Source organism: Chloracidobacterium sp., from assembly GCA_015075585.1.
Lineage (GTDB): Bacteria > Acidobacteriota > Blastocatellia > Pyrinomonadales > Pyrinomonadaceae > OLB17.
The window spans coordinates 520908-541062 of the sequence record JABTUB010000001.1 but is presented as its reverse complement, the minus strand read 5'-3'; the positions used below and the strand labels follow the sequence as shown (position 1 = coordinate 541062).

General features: G+C 55.5%; 16 protein-coding genes. 2 read left to right on the top strand and 14 right to left on the bottom strand.

Annotation, left to right across the window (positions count from 1 at the left end; all coding sequences use genetic code 11):
* Positions 1 to 183: 183 nt before the first annotated feature.
* Positions 184 to 1533, top strand: coding sequence for a hypothetical protein (locus HS105_02440; protein ID MBE7515458.1), 1350 nt, complete (start codon positions 184 to 186; stop codon positions 1531 to 1533).
* A gap of 1 nt (position 1534) precedes the next feature.
* Here the strand turns inward: HS105_02440 and HS105_02435 are convergent, their stop codons facing one another.
* Genes HS105_02435 through HS105_02425 form a run of 3 tightly spaced genes read right to left on the bottom strand, consistent with a single transcriptional unit; the run spans position 1535 to position 7029 of the window.
* On the bottom strand, positions 1535 to 2377 hold the full coding sequence (locus HS105_02435) for a type II restriction endonuclease (protein MBE7515457.1): 843 nt from the start codon (positions 2375 to 2377) through the stop codon (positions 1535 to 1537).
* Positions 2378 to 2389: 12 nt separating this feature from the next.
* A complete protein-coding gene (locus HS105_02430; GenBank protein ID MBE7515456.1) occupies positions 2390 to 4711 on the bottom strand; it encodes a SpoIID/LytB domain-containing protein in 2322 nt (773 codons plus the stop codon).
* Between the two features lie 38 nt (positions 4712 to 4749).
* Positions 4750 to 7029 carry a hypothetical protein gene (locus tag HS105_02425; protein ID MBE7515455.1) on the bottom strand — a complete coding sequence of 760 codons (2280 nt, stop codon included), beginning with the start codon at positions 7027 to 7029 and terminating at the stop codon, positions 4750 to 4752.
* A 96-nt stretch (positions 7030 to 7125) separates the two neighbouring features.
* Here HS105_02425 and HS105_02420 point away from each other — a divergent pair, with 96 nt between their 5' ends.
* Positions 7126 to 7974: a 1-acyl-sn-glycerol-3-phosphate acyltransferase gene (locus HS105_02420; GenBank protein MBE7515454.1), complete on the top strand. Its 849-nt coding sequence runs from the start codon at positions 7126 to 7128 to the stop codon at positions 7972 to 7974.
* A gap of 8 nt (positions 7975 to 7982) precedes the next feature.
* Here HS105_02420 and HS105_02415 read toward each other — a convergent pair whose 3' ends face one another.
* The 11 genes from HS105_02415 to HS105_02365 form a co-directional block, all read right to left on the bottom strand.
* On the bottom strand, positions 7983 to 8795 hold the full coding sequence (locus HS105_02415) for a hypothetical protein (protein ID MBE7515453.1): 813 nt from the start codon (positions 8793 to 8795) through the stop codon (positions 7983 to 7985).
* Positions 8796 to 8860: 65 nt separating this feature from the next.
* Positions 8861 to 10213 carry a type VI secretion system baseplate subunit TssK gene (tssK, locus tag HS105_02410; GenBank protein ID MBE7515452.1) on the bottom strand — a complete coding sequence of 451 codons (1353 nt, stop codon included), beginning with the start codon at positions 10211 to 10213 and terminating at the stop codon, positions 8861 to 8863.
* Positions 10214 to 10282: 69 nt separating this feature from the next.
* The gene (locus HS105_02405) at positions 10283 to 11110 is read right to left on the bottom strand and encodes a YkgJ family cysteine cluster protein (protein MBE7515451.1); all 828 of its coding nucleotides are present in this window, start codon (positions 11108 to 11110) and stop codon (positions 10283 to 10285) included.
* Between the two features lie 4 nt (positions 11111 to 11114).
* Positions 11115 to 12350 (bottom strand): FHA domain-containing protein, encoded by a 1236-nt coding sequence (locus HS105_02400; GenBank protein MBE7515450.1) that lies wholly within the window; start codon positions 12348 to 12350, stop codon positions 11115 to 11117.
* On the bottom strand, positions 12350 to 13771 hold the full coding sequence (locus HS105_02395) for a transglycosylase SLT domain-containing protein (protein ID MBE7515449.1): 1422 nt from the start codon (positions 13769 to 13771) through the stop codon (positions 12350 to 12352). The genes HS105_02400 and HS105_02395 overlap by 1 nt, the downstream gene beginning before the upstream one ends.
* A gap of 3 nt (positions 13772 to 13774) precedes the next feature.
* Positions 13775 to 15403 (bottom strand): FHA domain-containing protein, encoded by a 1629-nt coding sequence (locus tag HS105_02390; protein ID MBE7515448.1) that lies wholly within the window; start codon positions 15401 to 15403, stop codon positions 13775 to 13777.
* Between the two features lie 39 nt (positions 15404 to 15442).
* Positions 15443 to 15862, bottom strand: coding sequence for a hypothetical protein (locus HS105_02385; protein ID MBE7515447.1), 420 nt, complete (start codon positions 15860 to 15862; stop codon positions 15443 to 15445).
* A gap of 19 nt (positions 15863 to 15881) precedes the next feature.
* Positions 15882 to 17249, bottom strand: a complete 1368-nt coding sequence (locus HS105_02380; protein ID MBE7515446.1) for a pyridoxal-phosphate dependent enzyme — start codon at positions 17247 to 17249, stop codon at positions 15882 to 15884.
* 72 nt (positions 17250 to 17321) lie between these two features.
* Positions 17322 to 18086, bottom strand: coding sequence for a hypothetical protein (locus HS105_02375; GenBank protein ID MBE7515445.1), 765 nt, complete (start codon positions 18084 to 18086; stop codon positions 17322 to 17324).
* Positions 18083 to 18727: a class I SAM-dependent methyltransferase gene (locus HS105_02370; protein MBE7515444.1), complete on the bottom strand. Its 645-nt coding sequence runs from the start codon at positions 18725 to 18727 to the stop codon at positions 18083 to 18085. The genes HS105_02375 and HS105_02370 overlap by 4 nt, the downstream gene beginning before the upstream one ends.
* Entirely contained in the window at positions 18728 to 20152 is a 1425-nt protein-coding gene (locus HS105_02365; GenBank protein ID MBE7515443.1) for a redoxin family protein, read from the bottom strand. It abuts the gene before it with no gap.
* Between the last annotated feature and the right edge of the window lie 3 nt (positions 20153 to 20155).

Here is a 20155-nt window from a genome sequence, read left to right as displayed (position 1 = left end):
TTTGATTCTAAACCATCGATGTCGGTAAACCACTCATTTTCTCTTGTATTACCAGAAAAACTATCATAGAATTGCGGCGCTTAACGTTTTCTATTGCCGACCTCCGACAAACCGGATAAAGGCGCTCTCTTCGGTAACGAAATTAGAGCGTGTTTCGGGTACATCCTGTCTCAGGAGGCGATTATGAAAAGACTATTCTTTATTTTAGCTGGGACGTACTTGCTTGTAGGACTTTCTTCGCTGCCGGTCGCTGCCCAAAAGGAGTTTACCTTGCGAATCGACGTAAGCGCTTCCGACGGCGGCACGGTTGCCGGAACCAAGATCAGGATAGCATCGCAGGTCCCGGGCAGTGTTATCTATGACGTTCGGGCGGCCAAGGTTATTTATAACCAGTCAACCGATGCCTTCTTTGCCATCGATGACATGGGATTTGCGCTTATCTTCGTCTCGCCCGGCACGTACAAGGTTTACGTCGAGAATAAATTCTATAAAAAGAAAGAAGTTTATATTTCGGTTCCGACCCCAGATCAGCCGGGTCAGTTGACAAAAAACGTCGGTATTACGCTCGAAAAAGATATCTTATTCACCTCCCGAAAACTAACCGTCAAAGTCCTCGGAGAAAAAACCGATAGTTCGGGTGGACTAACGACTATTCCGCTGAAAAACGCAAATGTTGACGCATGGAGCCCGGAAACCGAATCCGACTTTAAAGCGATTTTGACCGACGCAAGTGGAATAGCGGTTTTTAACGAGCCGTTCGTCATTGGAACTGAGGTACAGGTTAAGGTCAAGGCTAATGGTTGGGAAACTGCCACGGGTGTAGCCCTCATCGGTTCTCTGCAGGACATTGACCCAAATGACCGCAGAACTGCTACTTCGGATCAGATCGTGATCAAACTTCGGGAAAAGAAAAAAGTTGAGGATTTCAGGTTGGTAGTTGAGGCCGTCAACTCGAAAACCGGAAAAGCGATACCCGGAGCGAGCGTTGAACTAAACTTAACCGGCACAGCCGGCCTTGGCGACCTGGCATACGCGAGGGGAACCACCAACGCGCAGGGCAGAACACAGCCTATGAACGTAACGATGCCCGAAAGGGCAGGGATTCACACCGAAGTGCGCATACGAGTTAAGGCCAGGGGATTTACTGATAAATGGAGTGATGTTCCGTCCGATCTTGTTCGCGACGGCGGAGGATCAAGGCTCTATGTTGTCCATCTTGAACCGCTTCCGATCGCCGTAGATAGCAATACGTCAGGTCAAGTGTGGAATCCGTACGACCTTCCGGCACAGTTCAAGACAAAAAAGATCGAGCGCATACAAAAGCTTGAATCATATGAGTGTTGGGCGCCGCCAAACAATCCATGCATGGAGCCGAATATCGAACTCTCGATCACAGTTTATTCATTCGTGGGCGGCGGATCGTTCTGGGACCGTCGCGAATACGATCGGAAGCGAAAGGCTCAGGCAGATGCCGGGCTTGTGTTTTCGTGGGCTTGTTACAAGGCACTATGGCGCAATGGACGCTGCGGATAGACTATTGTGCGGGAAATAGCTGTACCGGATTTATCTTGAACTGAAGCATCTTAGCGGTTTCGCGGCCGCCGTCGCCGCCCTTGCGCTGCATTGTGATGCGGCCGATCTTCAAATTGCCCGTTCGCGTCAGCTCAACATCACCTTCGCTGAAATACTTGATCGCGTCCGACGCTGAGCGTATGACCCAGCGTGTATCATCAGTTGCCTTATACGCGACCATTACCCATCGCGCGGCGTGAACGCCGCTGCCCGCGATCAGATCGGCAGCGATCTTGTCCTTATTCGCGGTAAAGAAGTCGAGAACGGCTTGACGTTCGTCATCACTCAGCTCGTTCAGATACATCCGCTTGGGGTCACGGCTTTTTGCCGCGGGCGGGACCTCGCCGACAAAGAATTTCAGCGAATTATGAACATCATCCGGCATTTTCCACATACGGGCGTAGGTCGCAAGCCAGCGTTTATCTACTTGATTAAAGCCGTTCGCGCTCGACACGAGCTTTATTGAAATGCCCTCCTTACGAACGCCGTCCGCCGTTGTTACCGTGATCTCAACATCTGCCTTTTCACCATGCGGCTTGGCGGCAACGACGCTCTCGATCTTCGACGGATCAAAATTCATCGCGATCAGCCACTCGCGGGCATCGTGGTCATTACGCCAATCATTGAACTTATCGCGGATCTCATCCTCATTCTTAAAACCGTTCTTGGCCGTTTCAGAGCCAAGCTTTATCTTTGCGGGGGCGGTGCCTTGAGCGTGCAGCGGTGCGAACAGCGCGAGGACGATGCCGACAAGTAATGCGGCACATCTAACCTGCGGTCTTGCACTGCGCATGGAATACTTCATTTCCGATGAATGTTAATACGCCTGCGTCAGATCGACGCCTGTGTAATAGTGTTTGATGATGTCCTGATATTTCACGCCCATTTTTGCCATTCCGAACGCTCCGTATTGGCACATACCGACGCCGTGCCCCCAGCCGCGTCCCGTAAAAGTGTAGCTTGTTACCGATGAGCCGCCGTACCGCTTGTTCATCACAAAAAGCTGTTCGGGAAGGCGCAGTGCCGAGCGTATCTTGCCGCCTTTCAGCGTCTTTATCCCGTTCGAACCTACGATCTCAAGCTCGATCGGGCGTCGTGAATAGCCGACCTTCTTCACGTTGATGTCGTACAGCGTGCCGATGCCGCGAACGTAACGCGAAAGCCGCGACTGAACCGATGATGCCGATGCGGTCTTCGTCCAATTGACCCACGGCGACATATTCTCCGCTGTCGCAGGCTGATCGGTCGGCTGCACCTCGAGATACTTGACCGCACCGAGGGCATCGACCTGATAGCTTACCTGTTCGCCGCCGACAAGGGCCGCCTCTCGAACCGCGTAGAAAGATGTGCCGAACTGACGAAAAAGAAAAACGTCGGGCCTCACGGCAAGCGTCTTTTCGGAGCGTCCGTTCTTTATCACAAGCTTGCCGTCAACACTTGCCTTTGCCTCACCCGTAAGCACTTCGGGCATCCACTTTTTCTTCTGATATATCTGCCTGATGAGCCGCAGCATCTTTGCCCTCGTGAACGCTCGATTCGGCTGCAATGTTAGGTCAGGATTGATCGCAAAATAGCCGTCGCGAAGAAGCAACGCCATTTCGGCTCGGCGGTCACGCGGCACTTCGGCGGCATCATCGAACATCAGGTTGTAATTTATGTCCGACTCGGTGAGCATCGTGTCCGCATACCCCGGTGAATAGATGAAACCCGCGAGCACATGAGCGAGTTCCGCCGGCTTTGCGGTGTCGCGTGCAACGGCCGGCGCGGGCTTACCGAAGCGCGAAGCGAGATTATTGAGCCAATTCGACATCTCATTTTGGCTCGGCTCCGAATCGAACCAATCATCTGACAACTGCTGCGTCGAAAGATAAAAGCCGTTCGCGGCCATCAGCGACACGAAACGAACCAACTCAAGGTTCGCTTCATCACGCAGGTGAACCGCCGCGCGGGTCGTCTTTATGATGAACGGATCGAAATGGCGGCGGCCTTCGAGCGAACATTCGACGCCCCGAAGATACGGCTCGGCGAACTCGAAAATATTCTCGCTGTCTTCGGTACGGCCGCCGCAAGTCGATGTGTAAAGGGCATTTATCGGCTTGCCCTGATATGTGGCGATGATGCCGCGCGTCTGCCTGACGGCTTCGGTCCCCATCCGCGTCTCTATAGAAACGCCTTTATAGACCTGCGACCAAACGGTCGGCACCATATCAAAGCCTTGGTTGCCGTAGCCGCCTATGTTAGCGATCGCGTATGTGCGTGCGGCTACCGCCTGTGCCTTTTGGGCTTCAAGCTGCGGCAGGCCAAGCTCACTCGGGACGACGCCGAGCAGATAATCCTCAAGCGGCACAACGTTCACGACGGTCAATGTGCCTCGGGAATTCACGAATACCTCGAGTCTGCCGCGGTAAGCCTTTCCGTTCAGCCTGACAGGATTCATCCGATCGTTGAGCGAGCCGAACGCGACCGCCTTGAGCGAACGGAAGCTGGATTCGAGCGATGCAGCGTTCACTATCACTTCACGCAGATTCGGGTCGATCGGGCCGTCAGCGGTCGGATTTGCCGAGCCTGTCGGCTTTACAAGGCTCCGCACCTCGCTTGCACCAGCACTTTTGACCTGCCGCGAAAGTGCGACTGCCTCGGGAGAAATGACCGTTACCTTCTCCGCCACCGTAACGGCATCTTCAAAGCCTTTGTCGGCCAATGCCGCCCGAAATTCCTCGGCCTCATCGATGGTAGGCCTGTCCTTGCCCGCTCGCACCTTCCAGGTATTTGCGCCTGCGTCCGGGCCGACGCTCGCAGGTTCGCCGGTCGCTTCGCGGATGTCCTTTGCAAGTGCTTCGGCATCTGCCTGCATCGGAATGCCCTGAAACTCGATATGATAATTCTCGACAACAGGCGGCCGGTATGCCCGCGCCGACACCGTAACGCGAGCGGTTGTCAGCGTTCGCAACGCCTCATCGGGGCTTGCGGCCGTAAGTGCCGAGTCGCCCGAGGTTATCGTTACAGAGCTTGCGTTGGTCGCAAGGCCGATGCGTATCAGCGGTTCGTACGCGAGCTTGTATTCACCGGCACCGCCGAAAACGTTCACCGCCGACATCAGTGCGAAGAGAACGAACAAAAGAACTACGCGCAGCATCATTCTCTTATGATACAACAATCACCTATAACGCCTGCCTACTACGGCTTTTCGAGCGTGTTGAATAACAGCGGAAAGGTCGCCCAGCTTTGACCGCGATGCTGCGGACGAAAAGCAAAAAGCACGACCGAACCTTTACCATACGGAACCTCTACAAGGGCAGCTTTACCGTTCAAATACCTCTCGCCGAGCATCCAGCCTGACAACAGCGCATTATTTTCAGCATAGCGTGCCACAACACTCGCACGCCCGTCGGCTGCGACCTCGAAAGCCGAGCTGTTGGTAAAATATGCCGGCAGCGTACCGGCGATACCCTTTGCAAGATGTTGCCGCTGATCGATGTCGATCTGAACTATCGATCCCGGATCGTAGAATTCGCTTCGTTTCAGTGTCGCCAAGACATTCCTGACCGGCAGGATAAAACGCTCGATCACAAGCTTGCATGATGCGTCAAAGCAGACAAGCCGGCCGCCGCGGCTGACGAATCTTTTCAGATCCTCGACGCCCGCTTCGCCGATGCCGCCTGCGAACTCCGCCGGATAACGCTCGGCACTTAGGCCGCTGATGATGGTCCGCTCGCTGTCGGACGGAAGTATGATGACGTCGGCATCGAGCCTGCCTTCGCGCATATCCGCATCTGACAGTGAGCGGTACGGTATTTGAAATGTATCAAGCACGAAGCGTGTCCAGCCCTCATCCATGGATGCCGCGTAGCCCTTGTAAAGCCCGATCCGCGGATTTGTCTTTAACGGGTTCGGCTTCTTTGCGAAAGGCCCGCTGACGCGCTTTAGGTCGAGAGCCTTGCGAGCGTCATTGATCTCATCTACGCGTTTGACTCGCTTGCGGACGTTCGCAATATCCGCGATCTCAGTTACCGCAGCGTACCGAACGCCCATTTGCAGCGGCAGGGTCCAGCCTGCGACATCATAAGGCACTTCCGCTTCGCCATTGGGCAAAATGCGGTGCGGATAGGCCTGCCGCTCGAACAGGCTCAGGATGTTGTTTCGCTGCGGCTGATCGGTAAAGATCATAAAACTTCCTGCCGGTAATATAGGCGACGCAACCGATCCCGGAACCTCGAATATCTCGATACCCTGCGTCATCAATATCTCGATCAGGCGTGAAACGGTCTCGGCATTCGAGCGGTCCGGCATTATGACGAAAGCCTGCGGCACACCGTCCTTGGGCTGCAAATTCTCACGTCCGCGGTCGTAGAACTGCCGCAGATAGCGCGAGCGGAACTTCGCCGCCATTTGCAGGATGCTTCTTGAAGCGATCATCTCGATCTTCGCAATATCAGCGGGCCGCCAGACGCCGCCCTTCCACGGATCAGGATAGTTGGTCGAGCTTTCAAGCAAATTCGGAAGCCCGCGTACCGGCCTCGCGTGTTTCAGGTCGTCAGCCGTAACCGTAACAGGCGACATCAGATCTGCACTGGCTGCCTCGGACAGGATGCCGATCGAGTTGTGATAATACGGCGCCGAGCGAAAGCCGCCGTGCCACCATGTGTCGTAGGTAGAATTCGTCGCAACACCTGCAATGCCCTGTGCCTGAAGGTCGGCAGCCACCTTGTAGCCGATCGATCCGACCTCGCGCAGGATCGACGGCGAGACCCGCGGATTCACCGGATCGAAGAACGGCGGAATAATAAAGCGCGATGCATTGCGTCCCTGCTGATGGACGTCATAAACGATCTGCGGGAACCATTCCTGCCAGAAAAACCGTGTTACCGCCTGCGTTTCGGGCAGATCGAGCATAAACCAATCGCGGTTGTCATCGTGGCCCGCATAATGATGATAAAGCTCGGGAGGCGCAGTTCCTTCACTCTTTGTCCCGAGCGTTTTCCGGTACCAATCCGCGACAATGTCAATGCCGTCGGGGTTTGGCGAAGGAATAAGCAGCAGTACCGTGTTGTCGAGTATCTCTTTCGTTGCTGCGTCAGTCGCAGTGGCGAGTTCGTACGCAAGCGTCATCGACATCTGCGACGCTACGATCTCGGTCGAATGTATCGAGCATGATATCGCGACGATCGTCTTGCCGTCGCGAATCAGCCGCTCAAGTTCCTCGTCGGACCTTACGGTACGCGGGTCGGCAAGGCGTGCAGAAACGGCTCGGATCCGGTCGAGTTCCTTGATGTTCTTCTCGGACGAAATGAATGCAGCGATCAGCGGCTTGCCGTTCACGGAGCGGCCGATCTCCTTAACAAGCACGTTCCTGCTTGCACTATCGAGCTTGGCAAAATAATCTGTTATCTGCTTCCAATCGGCGATAGTTCGGTCATCGGCCGGCTCGAACCCAAGCACCGACCGCGGGCTTGGCACTTGTGCGGCGATCGCGGCAGAAAAAAGTGCAATAAATAAAAGAGACCATATATTAAGGCCGGCGCGCACCACTGCCGTACGTCGGACCGGATCTGAATGAATACTGCCGACCAACGACCGGATCGCACGGCTGATGCTCCTGGGCCGCAGGAGACGCTGCACCTTTTTGATAACAAGCTTCTTCATTTTCCTGTTCAAGAGTCTAACAAAAGCCGCCTTATAGGAAAACTTCGTTATTGGTGGTGCTGGTTCGTCGCCGGCGTGCTGCTTGTCGTACTCGGCATTCCGGTGCTCTTGTTCCTCTGGGCGATAAACCGTCGTCTGTGGCTGTACCCGATCGCGCTCTGGGGAGCAAAAACGTGGCTGCGGCTGTGCGGAGTTCGCGTCAAAGTTACCGGAACAGAAAATCTTGAGCCGGGCGTTTCGTACGTCTTCGCCGCGAATCATCGTTCATATCTCGACACCGCAGCACTTTTTCGTTACGCAGGCCGCCGTATCGGGCTTGTCGCAAAAAAAGAACTGCTGAAAGCCCCGATCCTCGGCCAGGGCATGGGCTTTGTGAATATCATCGCAATCGACCGCTCGAATCCCGAACGTGCCCGCCGCTCGATGGAAAAGGCACGCGAAGTTATGGATGCAGGCTACTCGTTCGGCGTCTTTGTAGAGGGCACGCGTGCATTGCCGGGCGAGCTGCTGCCATTCAAAAAAGGAGCGTTTCATCTGGCATTTCAAACAGGTGCGCCGATCGCGCCGGTGGCGATCAAGAATACCGATCATCTGGCCGGCAAACATACGGGCATTGCCTTTCCCGGCTGTATTGAAATGGTGATACTCCCGCCGATCCCTACGACAGGCCTCAACGCCGACACTGACCTTATGCCTGTGCTTCTAAAGACCCGCGAAGCGATCGCCGATGCTCTTGCCGAAGCCGGCGAACCGGAATAACCAACAACTCACCGGTCTTTCTTCGGCGTAGGCGAAGGCTGCTCGACCGGCTCGTCGTCATCGAGGATCTTGACGTCGGTCTCACCCATTCGATAGTCGCTGAATGTTACACGCATCTTGATCTTTGTAACACTGCCGTTCTTATAAACAAGCTCATCGTCCGAGCGGGAGTCTATCGGGAACCAATACTTGCCGTCGATCTGGTCACGCGTGGTCTCAACTACAGGAAACTTATTGTCGTCCGTCTCCGGCACGGCCTTTCCTTTTGTTTTGAGGATCATGAACGAATCCGTATCGACCCAAACACGGCCTGTGAAGAGCCGCAGCTTCGACTTTTTCGGGTTCGGGATGAACTTCGGCGTAACATCAAAGACATACAGGTCAAAATCATCGATATGCTCAACACCGACGTATGAGAAATTGTAGTTCGGTATCGCCTCAGGTTCGAGGGCGAACGGATTGACGCCGCCGAGGTCTTCGAGGTCTTCGGGCGTAACAAAGCCCGGCGGTGTCGTGGGCATCGGCGAATAAAGCACCTTCTCGAAACGCTCGCCGTCAGGCTTGAGCATCATAAATGAATTACGAACGAAAGTACCGGCGACCTGACCGCCAAGCCCTATAATGTCAACACGAGCATTGCGGTTGAACACGTAGCCGCTTAGTGCGTTGCGGAACGCCCGTTCATTGTCGGTGAATTTCTTAATGATGCCGTCGATCTCCGTCGGCGTGAGGTTGCGTTTTACAGTTTTGGTGGCTTGAGCCGCCGCGACAGCCGACAGCACGGCAAGCAACAGGAATGAAATGAACGCTTTTATCATCATCTCTCTACTAGATGCCGTAAGTCGGGATTTCGTTGACCCGCCTCGCAGGCCCGCGGCCCGAATACCTACGGTTTTACCGCGTACATTTCGAGGTTGGGGCTTACAATATCGTCCGGGACATAGACCGCAATGACCTTCGATCCCTTGATACCTTCCCAATAGGGGCCGTTCGGATCGAGATGGAAATACTTGAAGCCGATCCTAGCCGGTATCGGTGCGGGCGGAGGGCTTTGGTGCGTGAGTACAACGCCCGGCAGTGCCGAACCGATCACCGTATCAACTACATCACGCGAGGCGATCTTGATGACACGCGGCACACCTTCGATAAGCTTTGCCTCGGGCATTTGTGAGCGGACAGCAAGATAGAACGCGGCATCTTTCAGCAATCGTTCGTCCTCGACACGGCCGACATAAAGCGTATCGCGTGTCTTTTCGAGCGGTATCGGGACACAGCGGCTCGGGATGACGGTCTCGAGCAATTCGCGAAGCTGTGCGTTCAGGCTGCTGAATGTCAGGTAAAGGTCGTCGTGATCGTATTTCACGATATCCTTTGGCGACATATCGGTCGAGAACGTCATCAATCGACCCGCAAGCCCCGCCATTTCCAGGTAAAGCCGCTCAGGATGCAGAAGCGGCGAACGGAAGAAATGCGACATCGCAGGGATAGACGAGTTGATCGTATGGAGCAGCCAAAAGATCCCGGCGTCCGATGTCGTAAAATCCGCCAGGCCTGCCCTGCGCTGGCGCCGCTGCTCACCGAGGCTGCCGCTCTTTGTTATCAATATCTCGACGAATTGCTGCAGCATATTGGCAAGCCACGACGATGCAGGCGCATGCAGCACCGGCGGAATATGATCTTCGGCTATCTTCAGCTGGCCCGTCGGAGTGCGTATAAGCTCGGCTATCTTTATCGCGGTAAATCCGTCGCGGAGTTCATCATCAAAGATGATACGCAAATTGCTCTTTGCGTATGCGAGCGGCTGTTCGTTCGTTCCGCTCGTCTCATCCTTTACCATTGCGCCTTCCTGCAAGTAGCGGATATTCTGTCCGGCCTTCGCACCGCTTGCCTGGTAATTCGCCTCGCCGGTTTTCATGGCCGGTATCGCCAAATGGACGCCGAGCCTTTCGGCTTCGGCCCTAAAATGATCGCCGACGGGTCGCATATCGGGCACGGCTTCTGCATCGGGAACATTTACAAAAAGTCCGTCCGGCATCACCGCTCGGCAGTTAACGATCTGAAAATTCGCATTGGCGATCGCTTCGTGGTTTATCTGCAGGTCAAGGACACCATAAGCGAAAGGTGCGACAGAGCGAATACGCGACTGAAGCAGCTGCTCGTGGTAGTTATCCCACTGCTGAAAGTGATGGGGCGTGAGAAGCATCCCCTCGTTCCATACGATCTTGCGATATCTGCTCATAGGATAAACTCGGTGTAAATAGTAAACCGTGAGCGGTAAATAGTAAATATGGCCCGGTCACGGCCGCGATCATTTATGACGCTTTTTGCGGCGCAATGTACGTTTCGGCTGTGTATTAGCCGGCTTTTGCGCGGAGCCGGTCAGCCTATTCATAAAGTCTGACGCCCACTCGCGTCCCGTCCGCTCCGGTGCGCTTACCGGATGTTTTTCTACGAATTCCAACGCCTCGATCAGCATCATCGTAACGCCGTTTCCCATATTTGCCGTCCGGCCGACGTGCGGCATGGCCTTTGACGGCTGCAGAAATATCGGCACGCGATCGATATTCGTAGGCTTGGGATCGCGGCAATTCTCAGCCGGCGAGGTAACGAGATATTCGCGGCAAACCAGCGGCCGGTCGATGTGGATCGAGCACGATTCGTTCTCGAGGAACGGGCAGGCGATGCCGTCGCGGAAATAGTCGAGAACAACACGTTCGAATTCCTTTGCCGACAGGTCGGGCTCGCTTATACTCGCCGTCCGTTTTAGTTCCTCGTACTGATCGAACCATTTGACCTCGCGAAAATGAGCCAAGGCATCGGCAAATCTCTGCCGCACCTCGGTACGTCGCGGCTCGGACATAGCCTCAACGAGATCTGCGACATGATAAGCCTCGACCTCCGAGATCGGCACAGCTTGCCGGCAGCAGGCGCCGCAGCCCGCCTTACAGGAGATCGTCTTTCCCGATTCGACCGCGAAATTCGCACTCACATCGACCACTGCCGACGACATCTTCTGAAAGATAGGCAGCATCCGCTGTGCTTTGACGGGGAATGCCGGCACGGTCAATTGCATCTCGACAGGCTGGCCGTTAATGCGAAGCTTTACCTCGCCCGTTACCCATTCTTCATCTTTCATTGCCTTATAGTGCCAGCGGCTCGGCCGTTAAGCCAAATGACCGCGGGTCTTGTACAACGGTCCCGACCGCGAGGAAGTTCAACGCAGTATTATACTCGGCATCGGTTATTTTCCCGTTCTTTTGCAAGAACCAGATCGTGCGTATCGTCCGAGATGATTCGTTCGACTTTGTTGCGAGGTCCTGCAGCATATTCCGCATCTTTACAGGATCGCCCTGATCCAGCGCGGCTATCATCAGAAGGCAATCGTCGCCCCGCTCATTGCCGATCTGTATCGAGAACTGATCAAGGGCCGGTGCCATCGCGCGTGCCGTGGCGAGCACGTCACCTCGATCATTGCCCAGCTTTGCGATCGCTGCCACGGCGAGGAACTGCGGCTTAAGATTTTTCTCCTGAGCCAATGCCTTCAGCGCCGCCGCGTTCTTCTTTGCAGAAGCGATGTTGTCGACTGTTGCCGATGCCGATGCGACCGATCTCACCTTTGGTGCAAGGATCTGGGCCTGGGCACCCGTAATGAATGCACGCGGATCGTTGGCCGCCGCACTGCGCAGAAATGCCGATGCCGCCTGTTCGATCTTCGAATTCTCGTCCGACGCCTTTGGCGTAGGCCCGGAATTCACATCGCTGCCGGAATTGACGGGCGTTTGTCCGATGTCCGGCGTCGGTGCGGCGTCATTTTTTACCGCCGTATTGCGAGTCGTCGGCGTATCAAAAGGCTCGGTTCCCGCTGCAACATCGTTGTTCGTGCTCGTCCGGCCGCCGGTTGATGTCAGAAGCATCACACCGAGTAATACCAATACGGCGAGAGCCATCAGCGGCGCAATAATGAAGAACGTCTTTGAAATACCGGCGGGTGCCGGCGGCGTTGCTGCAAGTGCGGCTTTTGGCGGAAGGTTCGCGCTTTCGGGCGACGCAGCCGCAGCCGAGGCCTCATCCTTTTGCGTAGTGCTGATCTCAACTTGCATCTCCAGCCCGCCGAGGTCGAGTTCATCACCGTTGCTTAGTTTTACTTGGTCAAAGATCTCATCACCGTTCAATCGTGTACCGTTGCTCGAACCTCGATCAACGGCAAAGTATTCATCGCCCTCGCGGTCGATCACCAAGTGCTCCCGTGAAAGGCGGCTGTCGGTGATCGTCAGGTCGCACGACGAATGACGGCCGATCAGGAACGGCGTCCTTTCCACCTCCGCGGTCACTTTTTCGCCGGAAGTATCGGTAAATCTAAGCGTAAGTGTCGGCATCACTTCGTATAGGTCGATATCGGCTGGAGGTTGAGGCCGAAGTCCTGCGGATTCTCGCCGATGATCGCCGCGGCAAAGAATTTCGGCACATACTTGAAATTCTCGGCCTGAAACTGTTTCGAGAGCTTATCGCCGTTGGCGATCAGCGTCCAAAAATCGCGCGGCAGGCCCGCGTTCGACTCCAGAGCCTTTTGAAGATTCGCGCTAAGTCCGCCCTCACCACTATTATAACTGCCGATGGCAAGCGGAACGCTCGCAGGGCCGGTGCCGTAACGTCCAGTTAGCGCTTTCATATACGATGCAGCGGCGGCGGCGGCCGGTGCGGGTTCACAGCGTTCGTCGGGATTTGACGGCGAAGCACCAGCAAACACCTTCAAGCCGTGCAGAGCAGCGGTCGCCTTTGTAAATTGGAACATACCCAGAGGCCCGGTCGGGCTTTGGAGACACACGCAATGCTCCGATTCGATCATTGCAAGGTACAAGCCGATCCGCGGATCGATGCCTTTTTCGTTGAAAGCACGCACAATGAACGGTGCATTCTTGCTCGCGCGTTCGTATGTTGCCTGCAGATTGTCGCCGAATCGGCAGCCGCTGAGCGGCTTGACCTTTGTTCGCGAAACATAAGCATCAACAAAGGCCTTTATCTTATCGACGGCAGCGGCCGGTATCGCTTCGCTCGAGTTATTTCCGATCACTTGTGCGATGAACATCGCCTTTGTTTCAATGTATTTACGCCGCTCGGCGTCACTCATATCCTGGTATTTCTTTGTCGGAGCGCCCGGCACGGCTGCCCCGCTCGAGTCTGCGTTGGAGTTCGTCAACGAAGCATCCGTATTATCGTTCGATGCGGACGGCGTTGCTGTCTGTGTCGGCGTTGATGTCATTTTTGGTTTAGAAGGGACGTCCTGCCCGTCAATGTCGTCATCGTGCCTCGGAATATTTGCTACATCCTGCGTCTTACTGCCGAACACGGCAAATATCCCGAACACGACCGATGCACTTATCACCATCAGAGCAGTTGCCAACAGAATAACCGGCACCATCGAAGGCTTTTTTGCAGGTGCCGCCGATGATCCCGCCGCCGGCTCTGCCTCCACGGGCGAGGCTTCGCTTTTTGCCTCTTCGCGAAGCCTTACTGTCAGCTTTGTCGCCGTTCCGATCCGAATTACATCGCCGTCATTAAGAGGTGTGCCGACAGCAGCGGCCGGCTCGCCGTTGACATATGTACCGTTCGTGGACGATCCGTCAACTATCCAGATACGCTTTCCGTCCCTGTAAATAGTTGAATTCAGGCGGGATAAGCCTTCGTCGTTGATCCGTATCGAGGCATCGGAGCCGCGGCCGATACTGATGACATCGCCCACGGCGGTAATGTCGTAGGTCTCATCTGCGGTCGCACATTCGAGTATCAGATCTTTCATTAGTTAATGCGGGTAGAGCGAAGGTAGCGGCGTATCTTTTGATAAACCAAAACGCTGAGGATTCTCGGCAACGATGCCCGCAGCAAAGAATCTGATCACCTGCTCGCGTTCTGTCTGCGTTTTTACCACGCTTCCGATATCACTGCGGTTCGCCGGAAGCGCGGCGCTCCACGCCGCGGCATCCTGTGCGGTCTTACCGAACGCCGCGACGCTATAGACCACATCGCCCTTGAAAACGTCAAACACCAGCGTCTTCATATACATTGCAGCCGCACGGGCCGCGCAGTTCTGAGACTTATCGGAAAGTGTTTCGGTGCCGCACTGGCCGTTGTATTTGTTGTCAGTAACGAATGTGTTCGACATCTGCCACAAACCTTCCAAATCGCCCTGCTTTGCCGGCACGAACTTGCTGCGGCTCATCGCAAGCACGAAGCCCAATGCCGGATCGAGGTTCTGCCCGCTGACGAAAGCCAGATTTATCGTGTCGCGATAAACTGCCGCACGCTGCGAATAGCCCTCGACCGCGTAATCCGCCGTCCGTTTCTGCACGTCCTGCAGAAACTGCTTGTTCGATATATTGTACGAAAATCCGCCTGAAAATTGCTTAACAAAAGCCTGGCACATCTGCTGTATCTGCACGAGCGAAAGCTGGGTGGCGGCAATTGGCTTTGAAGCAGGCTCGGTATTCGAGTTGGCGACTGCCGGCGTTGCAGGCGGTGCGACCTTGCGCGTTTCGAACGCCAACATCGTGCCGGGCGTTGTGAAAACCACATTTCCGGAAGCATCGGTCAGCGTAACGGTCAAGCTGTGATCCGCACCGTCAGCCAGATCAGGATGATCGGCCGGATCGACGGATGCGCTGAATTCGGGCGGCGCGGCCGTCGCGACCGCTTCACCGTCGATGGAGATCACAGCTTTAGCGACACACTCTCCGTTCGAGACGTTCAACGTCAGCGCCGTTGCCTGGCTGATCGTGTCGCCTGATTCCGGGCTTACCAGCGATGCCTTCGCATTGCACGAAGATCCGCGTGTCAGATAGAACACGCCGACGCCGACGGCGACAAGCAGAGCGATACCGCAAGCGACAGCGGCAATTATCTTTATCGAGTCCGAGCCTGAAACCGCTGCCGATGCCCCCGAAGATGATGCTGCAGTTGATGCCGCGGCACTTGCAGCTCCGCCGCCTGACGGCGCGACAGACATTCTCAAGCCTTGAAGAGCCGCATATTCCGCATCAAAAACGGCACGTTCTGCCTGATCGCCTGACCCTGACGATGCGTGCGGCGGAGTACCCGTCCCGGGCGTGCCGGCGGACGGATCTCGCTCGGCGCCTTCTGCCGGTTCAGGTTCGCGGTAGAGGAACGTCGCTTCGGCAGAACCGCCGAAAAGTATCGTGTCGCCGTCATTCAGAACGATCTCATCAGTAAGAGCATTCTCATTGACCGCAGTACCGTTGCTGCTGTTCAGGTCGATGAGAATATAGTCTTCACCGCGGCGCTCGATCTCAGCGTGGACACGGGAAACATTGCTGTCATCAATGGCGATGTCGTTATCGGACGTGCGGCCGATGGTTGTTACACTCTTGGCCAGCTCGGTTTCTTGGGACCCGAGTTTTAAGCGTGCGACAAACATTTCTTTCGGAAAGACGGCGCTCTGCGTCGCATTTTGCGGCTAGAACAAATTATCGGACACCGGCCGGAAGAAGATCAGATACGCCGCGATACATAAAAGAGCTATAAGGAGCAGAGTTATCACGAGCCCGATCAGAAGGCCGAGCCTGCCGCTCCTTTTACGCTTCGCCTCCGGCGGAGCAGCCTTGATCGCCTCGACCGTAAATTCCTCCGAAATATACGGCTGCGGCATAACGGCCTCCGCGGAAGGCTGCGCGTCAGCGACAGCCTCGGTAGCGGCCTCAGCAGCCTCGACCGGCGGAGCATACAACGAACTCAATATCTGATCGGCCTCCGCCGACGCCTCCGGCTTCGATGCAGCGGCAGCACTTGAACGCACCGATGCGGGAAAATCCGGCGGTAGCGAGCCGCTGGTCGTGCGAAAAACAGGTTTTGGAAGCTCCCACTTATCGCTGCTCATAGTGCCTCATTTCCGCCGACTACTTCGGCAGATCAAGCAGGTCGCTGCGCGTGATGATGGCAGTGATCCGCTTGAAATCTTCGATCAAAACCGCGCGGCGTTTCTGCAGTTTCGCCTTTATTTCATTATAGTTAGCATCCGGCCCGAGAATAGGGAAACTCGGATCCATGATCTGAGAAACGTTTGCCGAAAGCAGTTCCCTGTCACCCAAAAGCTTTCCGAGAATGCCGCTTTCGTGCAGCGACCCGACCGGCGTGCCGTTCTCAAGCACAGGCATTTGCGTAACGCCCGCATCATTCATCTTGGTCAGAGCGTCGGCGACCGTATCGGTCGGCGAAACAAAGATCAACTCTGCTGGCGCGACACGATTTTTTGTATCCGCGATCAAGCTCGCTGTAATTCGCACCGGTTCGAGAAGGAGCTTTTCCTTCATCCATTCGTCGGAGTGAAACTTTGTCAAATAGTGCTCGCCCGTATCGCAAACGATGAATACGACGAGCGAATTCTCATCCAGCTCTTTCGCGACCCTTAGAGCGCCGGCGAATATCGTACCGGTAGAACCGCCGCAGAAAATACCTTCCTTCCGTGAAAGCTGCCGCGACAGATCAAATGACTCGCGGTCGGTGATGTTGATGATCTCGTCGATTATGTTGAGATCGGCGTTGCCGGTCGGCAATGCCTGCCCGATGCCTTCGACAAGATAGGGTGTCGCCTCCGGCACATGCCCTGATTCCTTATAGGTCTTGAAGATCGAGCCGTACGGGTCAGCACCGATCACCTTGATGTCCGGGTTCTTTTCCTTGAGGTAGCGAGCGGTGCCGCTGATGGTTCCGCCGGTGCCGATGCTTGCCACGAAATGAGTGATCTTGCCTTCGGTATCCTCCCAAATCTCAGGCCCGGTGGTTCGGTAATGAGCCTCCGGATTTGCTGGATGATTGTATTGATCGGGATAAAATGAGTTCGGCGTCTCACTCGCAATTCGTTTTGCGGTCTCGACATAATGATCCGGCGAGCCGGATTTTGCGGCCGACGGGCAGACGACTACATCGGCGCCGAGAGCTTTCAGATATCGGTTCTTCTCGATCGAGACCTTATCTGTGAGCACAAATATGCACTTATAGCCGCGTACCGCTGCGGTCAACGCGAGCCCTATTCCTGTATTGCCGCTTGTCGCCTCGATGATCGTGCCGCCCTTCTTCAGCACGCCTTCGCGTTCGGCCCAATCCACCATAGACACGCCGATCCGGTCTTTTACCGAATAGCCGGGATTGAGACTCTCCATCTTTGCATAAATAGGAGCCTTGATCTTGTGTTCTTTTGTTATGTGATTGATCTTGACCAATGGTGTCCGGCCGATCAATTCGAGTACGTTGTTGTAATATCTCATTTTCTAACGCAAAAAAGGTATTTTCAGTAACGAGTGTATGCCCAAACCTGATTTTGGGCAAGATTGCCGCGGCTATGCAGCCTTGAACCTCCGCGGATCGTTCGTTATCAATGTCCCGATGCCGCGCTTTCGGCAGCGCTCAAGCCACTTGGCATCATCGACCGTCCAAACAGCTACGCTTAGCTCGGCAGCGGCGGCAAGCCGGCAGAACTTTTTTGTCGCGAGCGAATAATGAACGGAGACCTCATCTGCACCGGCACTCTTCGCGTCCTCGATCATCTGCTTGGCTCCGCGAATGTAAACGCCGAGCGACGGCTCGAACAGTGCCGCCGTTCGAATGTATGGGAGAATGGCCTTCACCTCTCGAATTGCTGCGAGGGAAAAGCTCTTTACAATGACGCGCGGCGGCAGCTCAAGATCGCTCAGCACGCGGCAGACGGCAGCCGCCAGGGGCCTATACCCCGTATCGGCGCATTTCAGTTCGATATAGACAGGGCCTTGCATTCCGGATAAAAGCCGGAGCACCTCGCTAAGCATCGGTACGCACTCGAATTCCGCCGTCTCACGATCGTGTTGCCGGGCTTTTGGCATGAACCGCGACCCGACGTCGATCGAACGAAGCTGTTCGGCCGTCAGATCGGCGACAAGTACATTTTGCGAAGCGACACGCCGCAGGTCGGCATCGTGGATCACTACAGGAACGCCGTCCGCCGCAAGCCGTACATCGAATTCGACACCGTCAGCGCCGTCAGCTATCGCCCGGCGGAACGCCGCGATCGTATTCTCGGGCGCTCGGGCGCTCGCTCCACGATGGGCGACGATGAGCGGATGTGTCATTTCTTTTCAAGAAGAAATAGAGTTTTTGACCATCCGATCGGCTCAGTGATCGGGAATTTGAAGTTGCCGACGATATTGAAGTGAGGCTGGGCCGCGCGTCGAACCTCCGATAGCGAGTGTATCTTGAAGTTGTAAAAAAGCTTCAAAACCGAACCGACGACCGACGGTTTGATCGGTATCAGCACCAGCGGTGCCCCTTTCTTCAGCACCCTTGCCGCCTCGGCAAGGCCGACATCGAGCGGCGTGTACTCGAGCACACCGCACGTCAGCAGCAGGTCAAATGTTCCGTCGGCAAACGGCAGCCTCAGCACGTTGCCCTGTACGACCGAGGTTCGCTTCTCATAACGCCGCCGCTCGGAAAACTCGGCACGGGCCACTTTCAGCGACTTGAACGACAGATCGAGGTCGAACACGCGCCGCGGCCGAAAGCCCGCATCGTGAAAGGCCAGCGTAACGATGCCAGTCCCCGAACCCGCGTCAAGCACGAGCGAATCCGGCCCGATCTTAAGATCCAACAAACGAAGATAACGCGCCACCGCACGGCGATAGCCGTTGATCTTCATCGTGAGATTTTGAACGTCGGCGATCCGATCGTAAAATCCCTGAGCTTTTGTTTTACCCGTAGCCGTGCCTCGTGGCATCTATTTTTCCGCGATAAGTTTTTGGATCATTTGCCCGATCTCATCGAGCCGGGACGAACTTGTACCGGTCGCCACATATCGAACGACACCTTTGCGATCGATAAGAACGGCGGTCGGCAATGCGGTAGCTCCATATTCAAGCTGAACGGCTTGGCCCTTTGCAACCGCAAATTCGTAAGGAAGCGCGTATTCGGCCTTGAACTCCTTCAAATAGTTGAGTTCGCTCGCCGGGTCGGCCGGCACGCCCTTGACGAAGCCATAATAGCGCGTAACACCTATTATCGTCAGCCCGCCGTCCTTATGATCTTGGTACCACTCCTTGAGGTGAGGAAAGGCATCGAAGCAAGGGCCGCACCACGTTGCCCAGAAATCGAGCAGCACGACGCGTCCTTTCAGCGACGCGATCGTTCGGGCATCCGAACCGATCCACTGATCGACGGAGGCGAGTTCTGCCGCAGGTTCGCCGAGGATCTGATATTGCCGCTCCCGAGCCTTAAGACGCCGCACGGCATCATCCTGCAGCGGGCGTGTGCGGAGGCCCTGTTTTGCCTCTTCGAGCGATGCCCGATAGAGTGCAAGAGCCTGCGGTTTGCGGCCCGTATCGATCATATAGCGGATCTTTGCGTCAGCGGCGTAATAGTAAAAGCTGGACGTCTGCGTCTCAAGTGCTGATGCACGCATATCGTCGAGGATACGGTCGGCGTTTTGCTGCTCGCCAAGGTCGCGATACGCCTCGAATGCAAGCAGCCCTGCGTCAAGTATCTCGTCGAGGCCTCGCGCACGTGATGACGCCGTTTTCAGCAGAACCTTTGCCGCCTGGTAGGCCGCCGACGCATGCGGCGCCATCTTGTCAAACTGCTTTGCCTTTTGGTAAGCCTTGGCGAGTTCTCCCTGCATCCGGGCTATTTCGGTCGGTTTTTTCCGTTCGTTTTTCAAATACTCGCCCAGAACCGCTTCAGCGTTCGGGAGGCGCCCGAGCTGTGCAAGTGAGACCACAACGAGTGACCGAGCCGTTTGTGCCCGGTCGGGGGCCGCGTCGGGCATTGCAGCATAAAACTGCATCTGCTCGGCGACCTTTTCTATGTTGCCGGCTATCCAATGCAGCATCCCGATATAGTACTGATCCTCTTGCGTTATCTCCTTTTTCGTCTCGGCCTGTGCCGCGTACTTTGCCGCGAGCTGCCGTTGTTCGAGCTTTATCTGATCGAGCTTTTCCTCACTGAAGGCGATCTTTTTCTGCTCGAATTCAGCCGCCTTTGCCCTGACATAGCCCTGCACCTCATCATAGAGCCTCTTGACAGGGATAGGCTCTTGCGGCTTCGCCTCCGCCGGATCTGAGGGCGCGTTGGGTTGCACACGATGCGATTGTGCAAGAAATGCCGCCGCGCAAAAGGAGATCACAAGCAATGTTCGAAAAAACTTCATCTT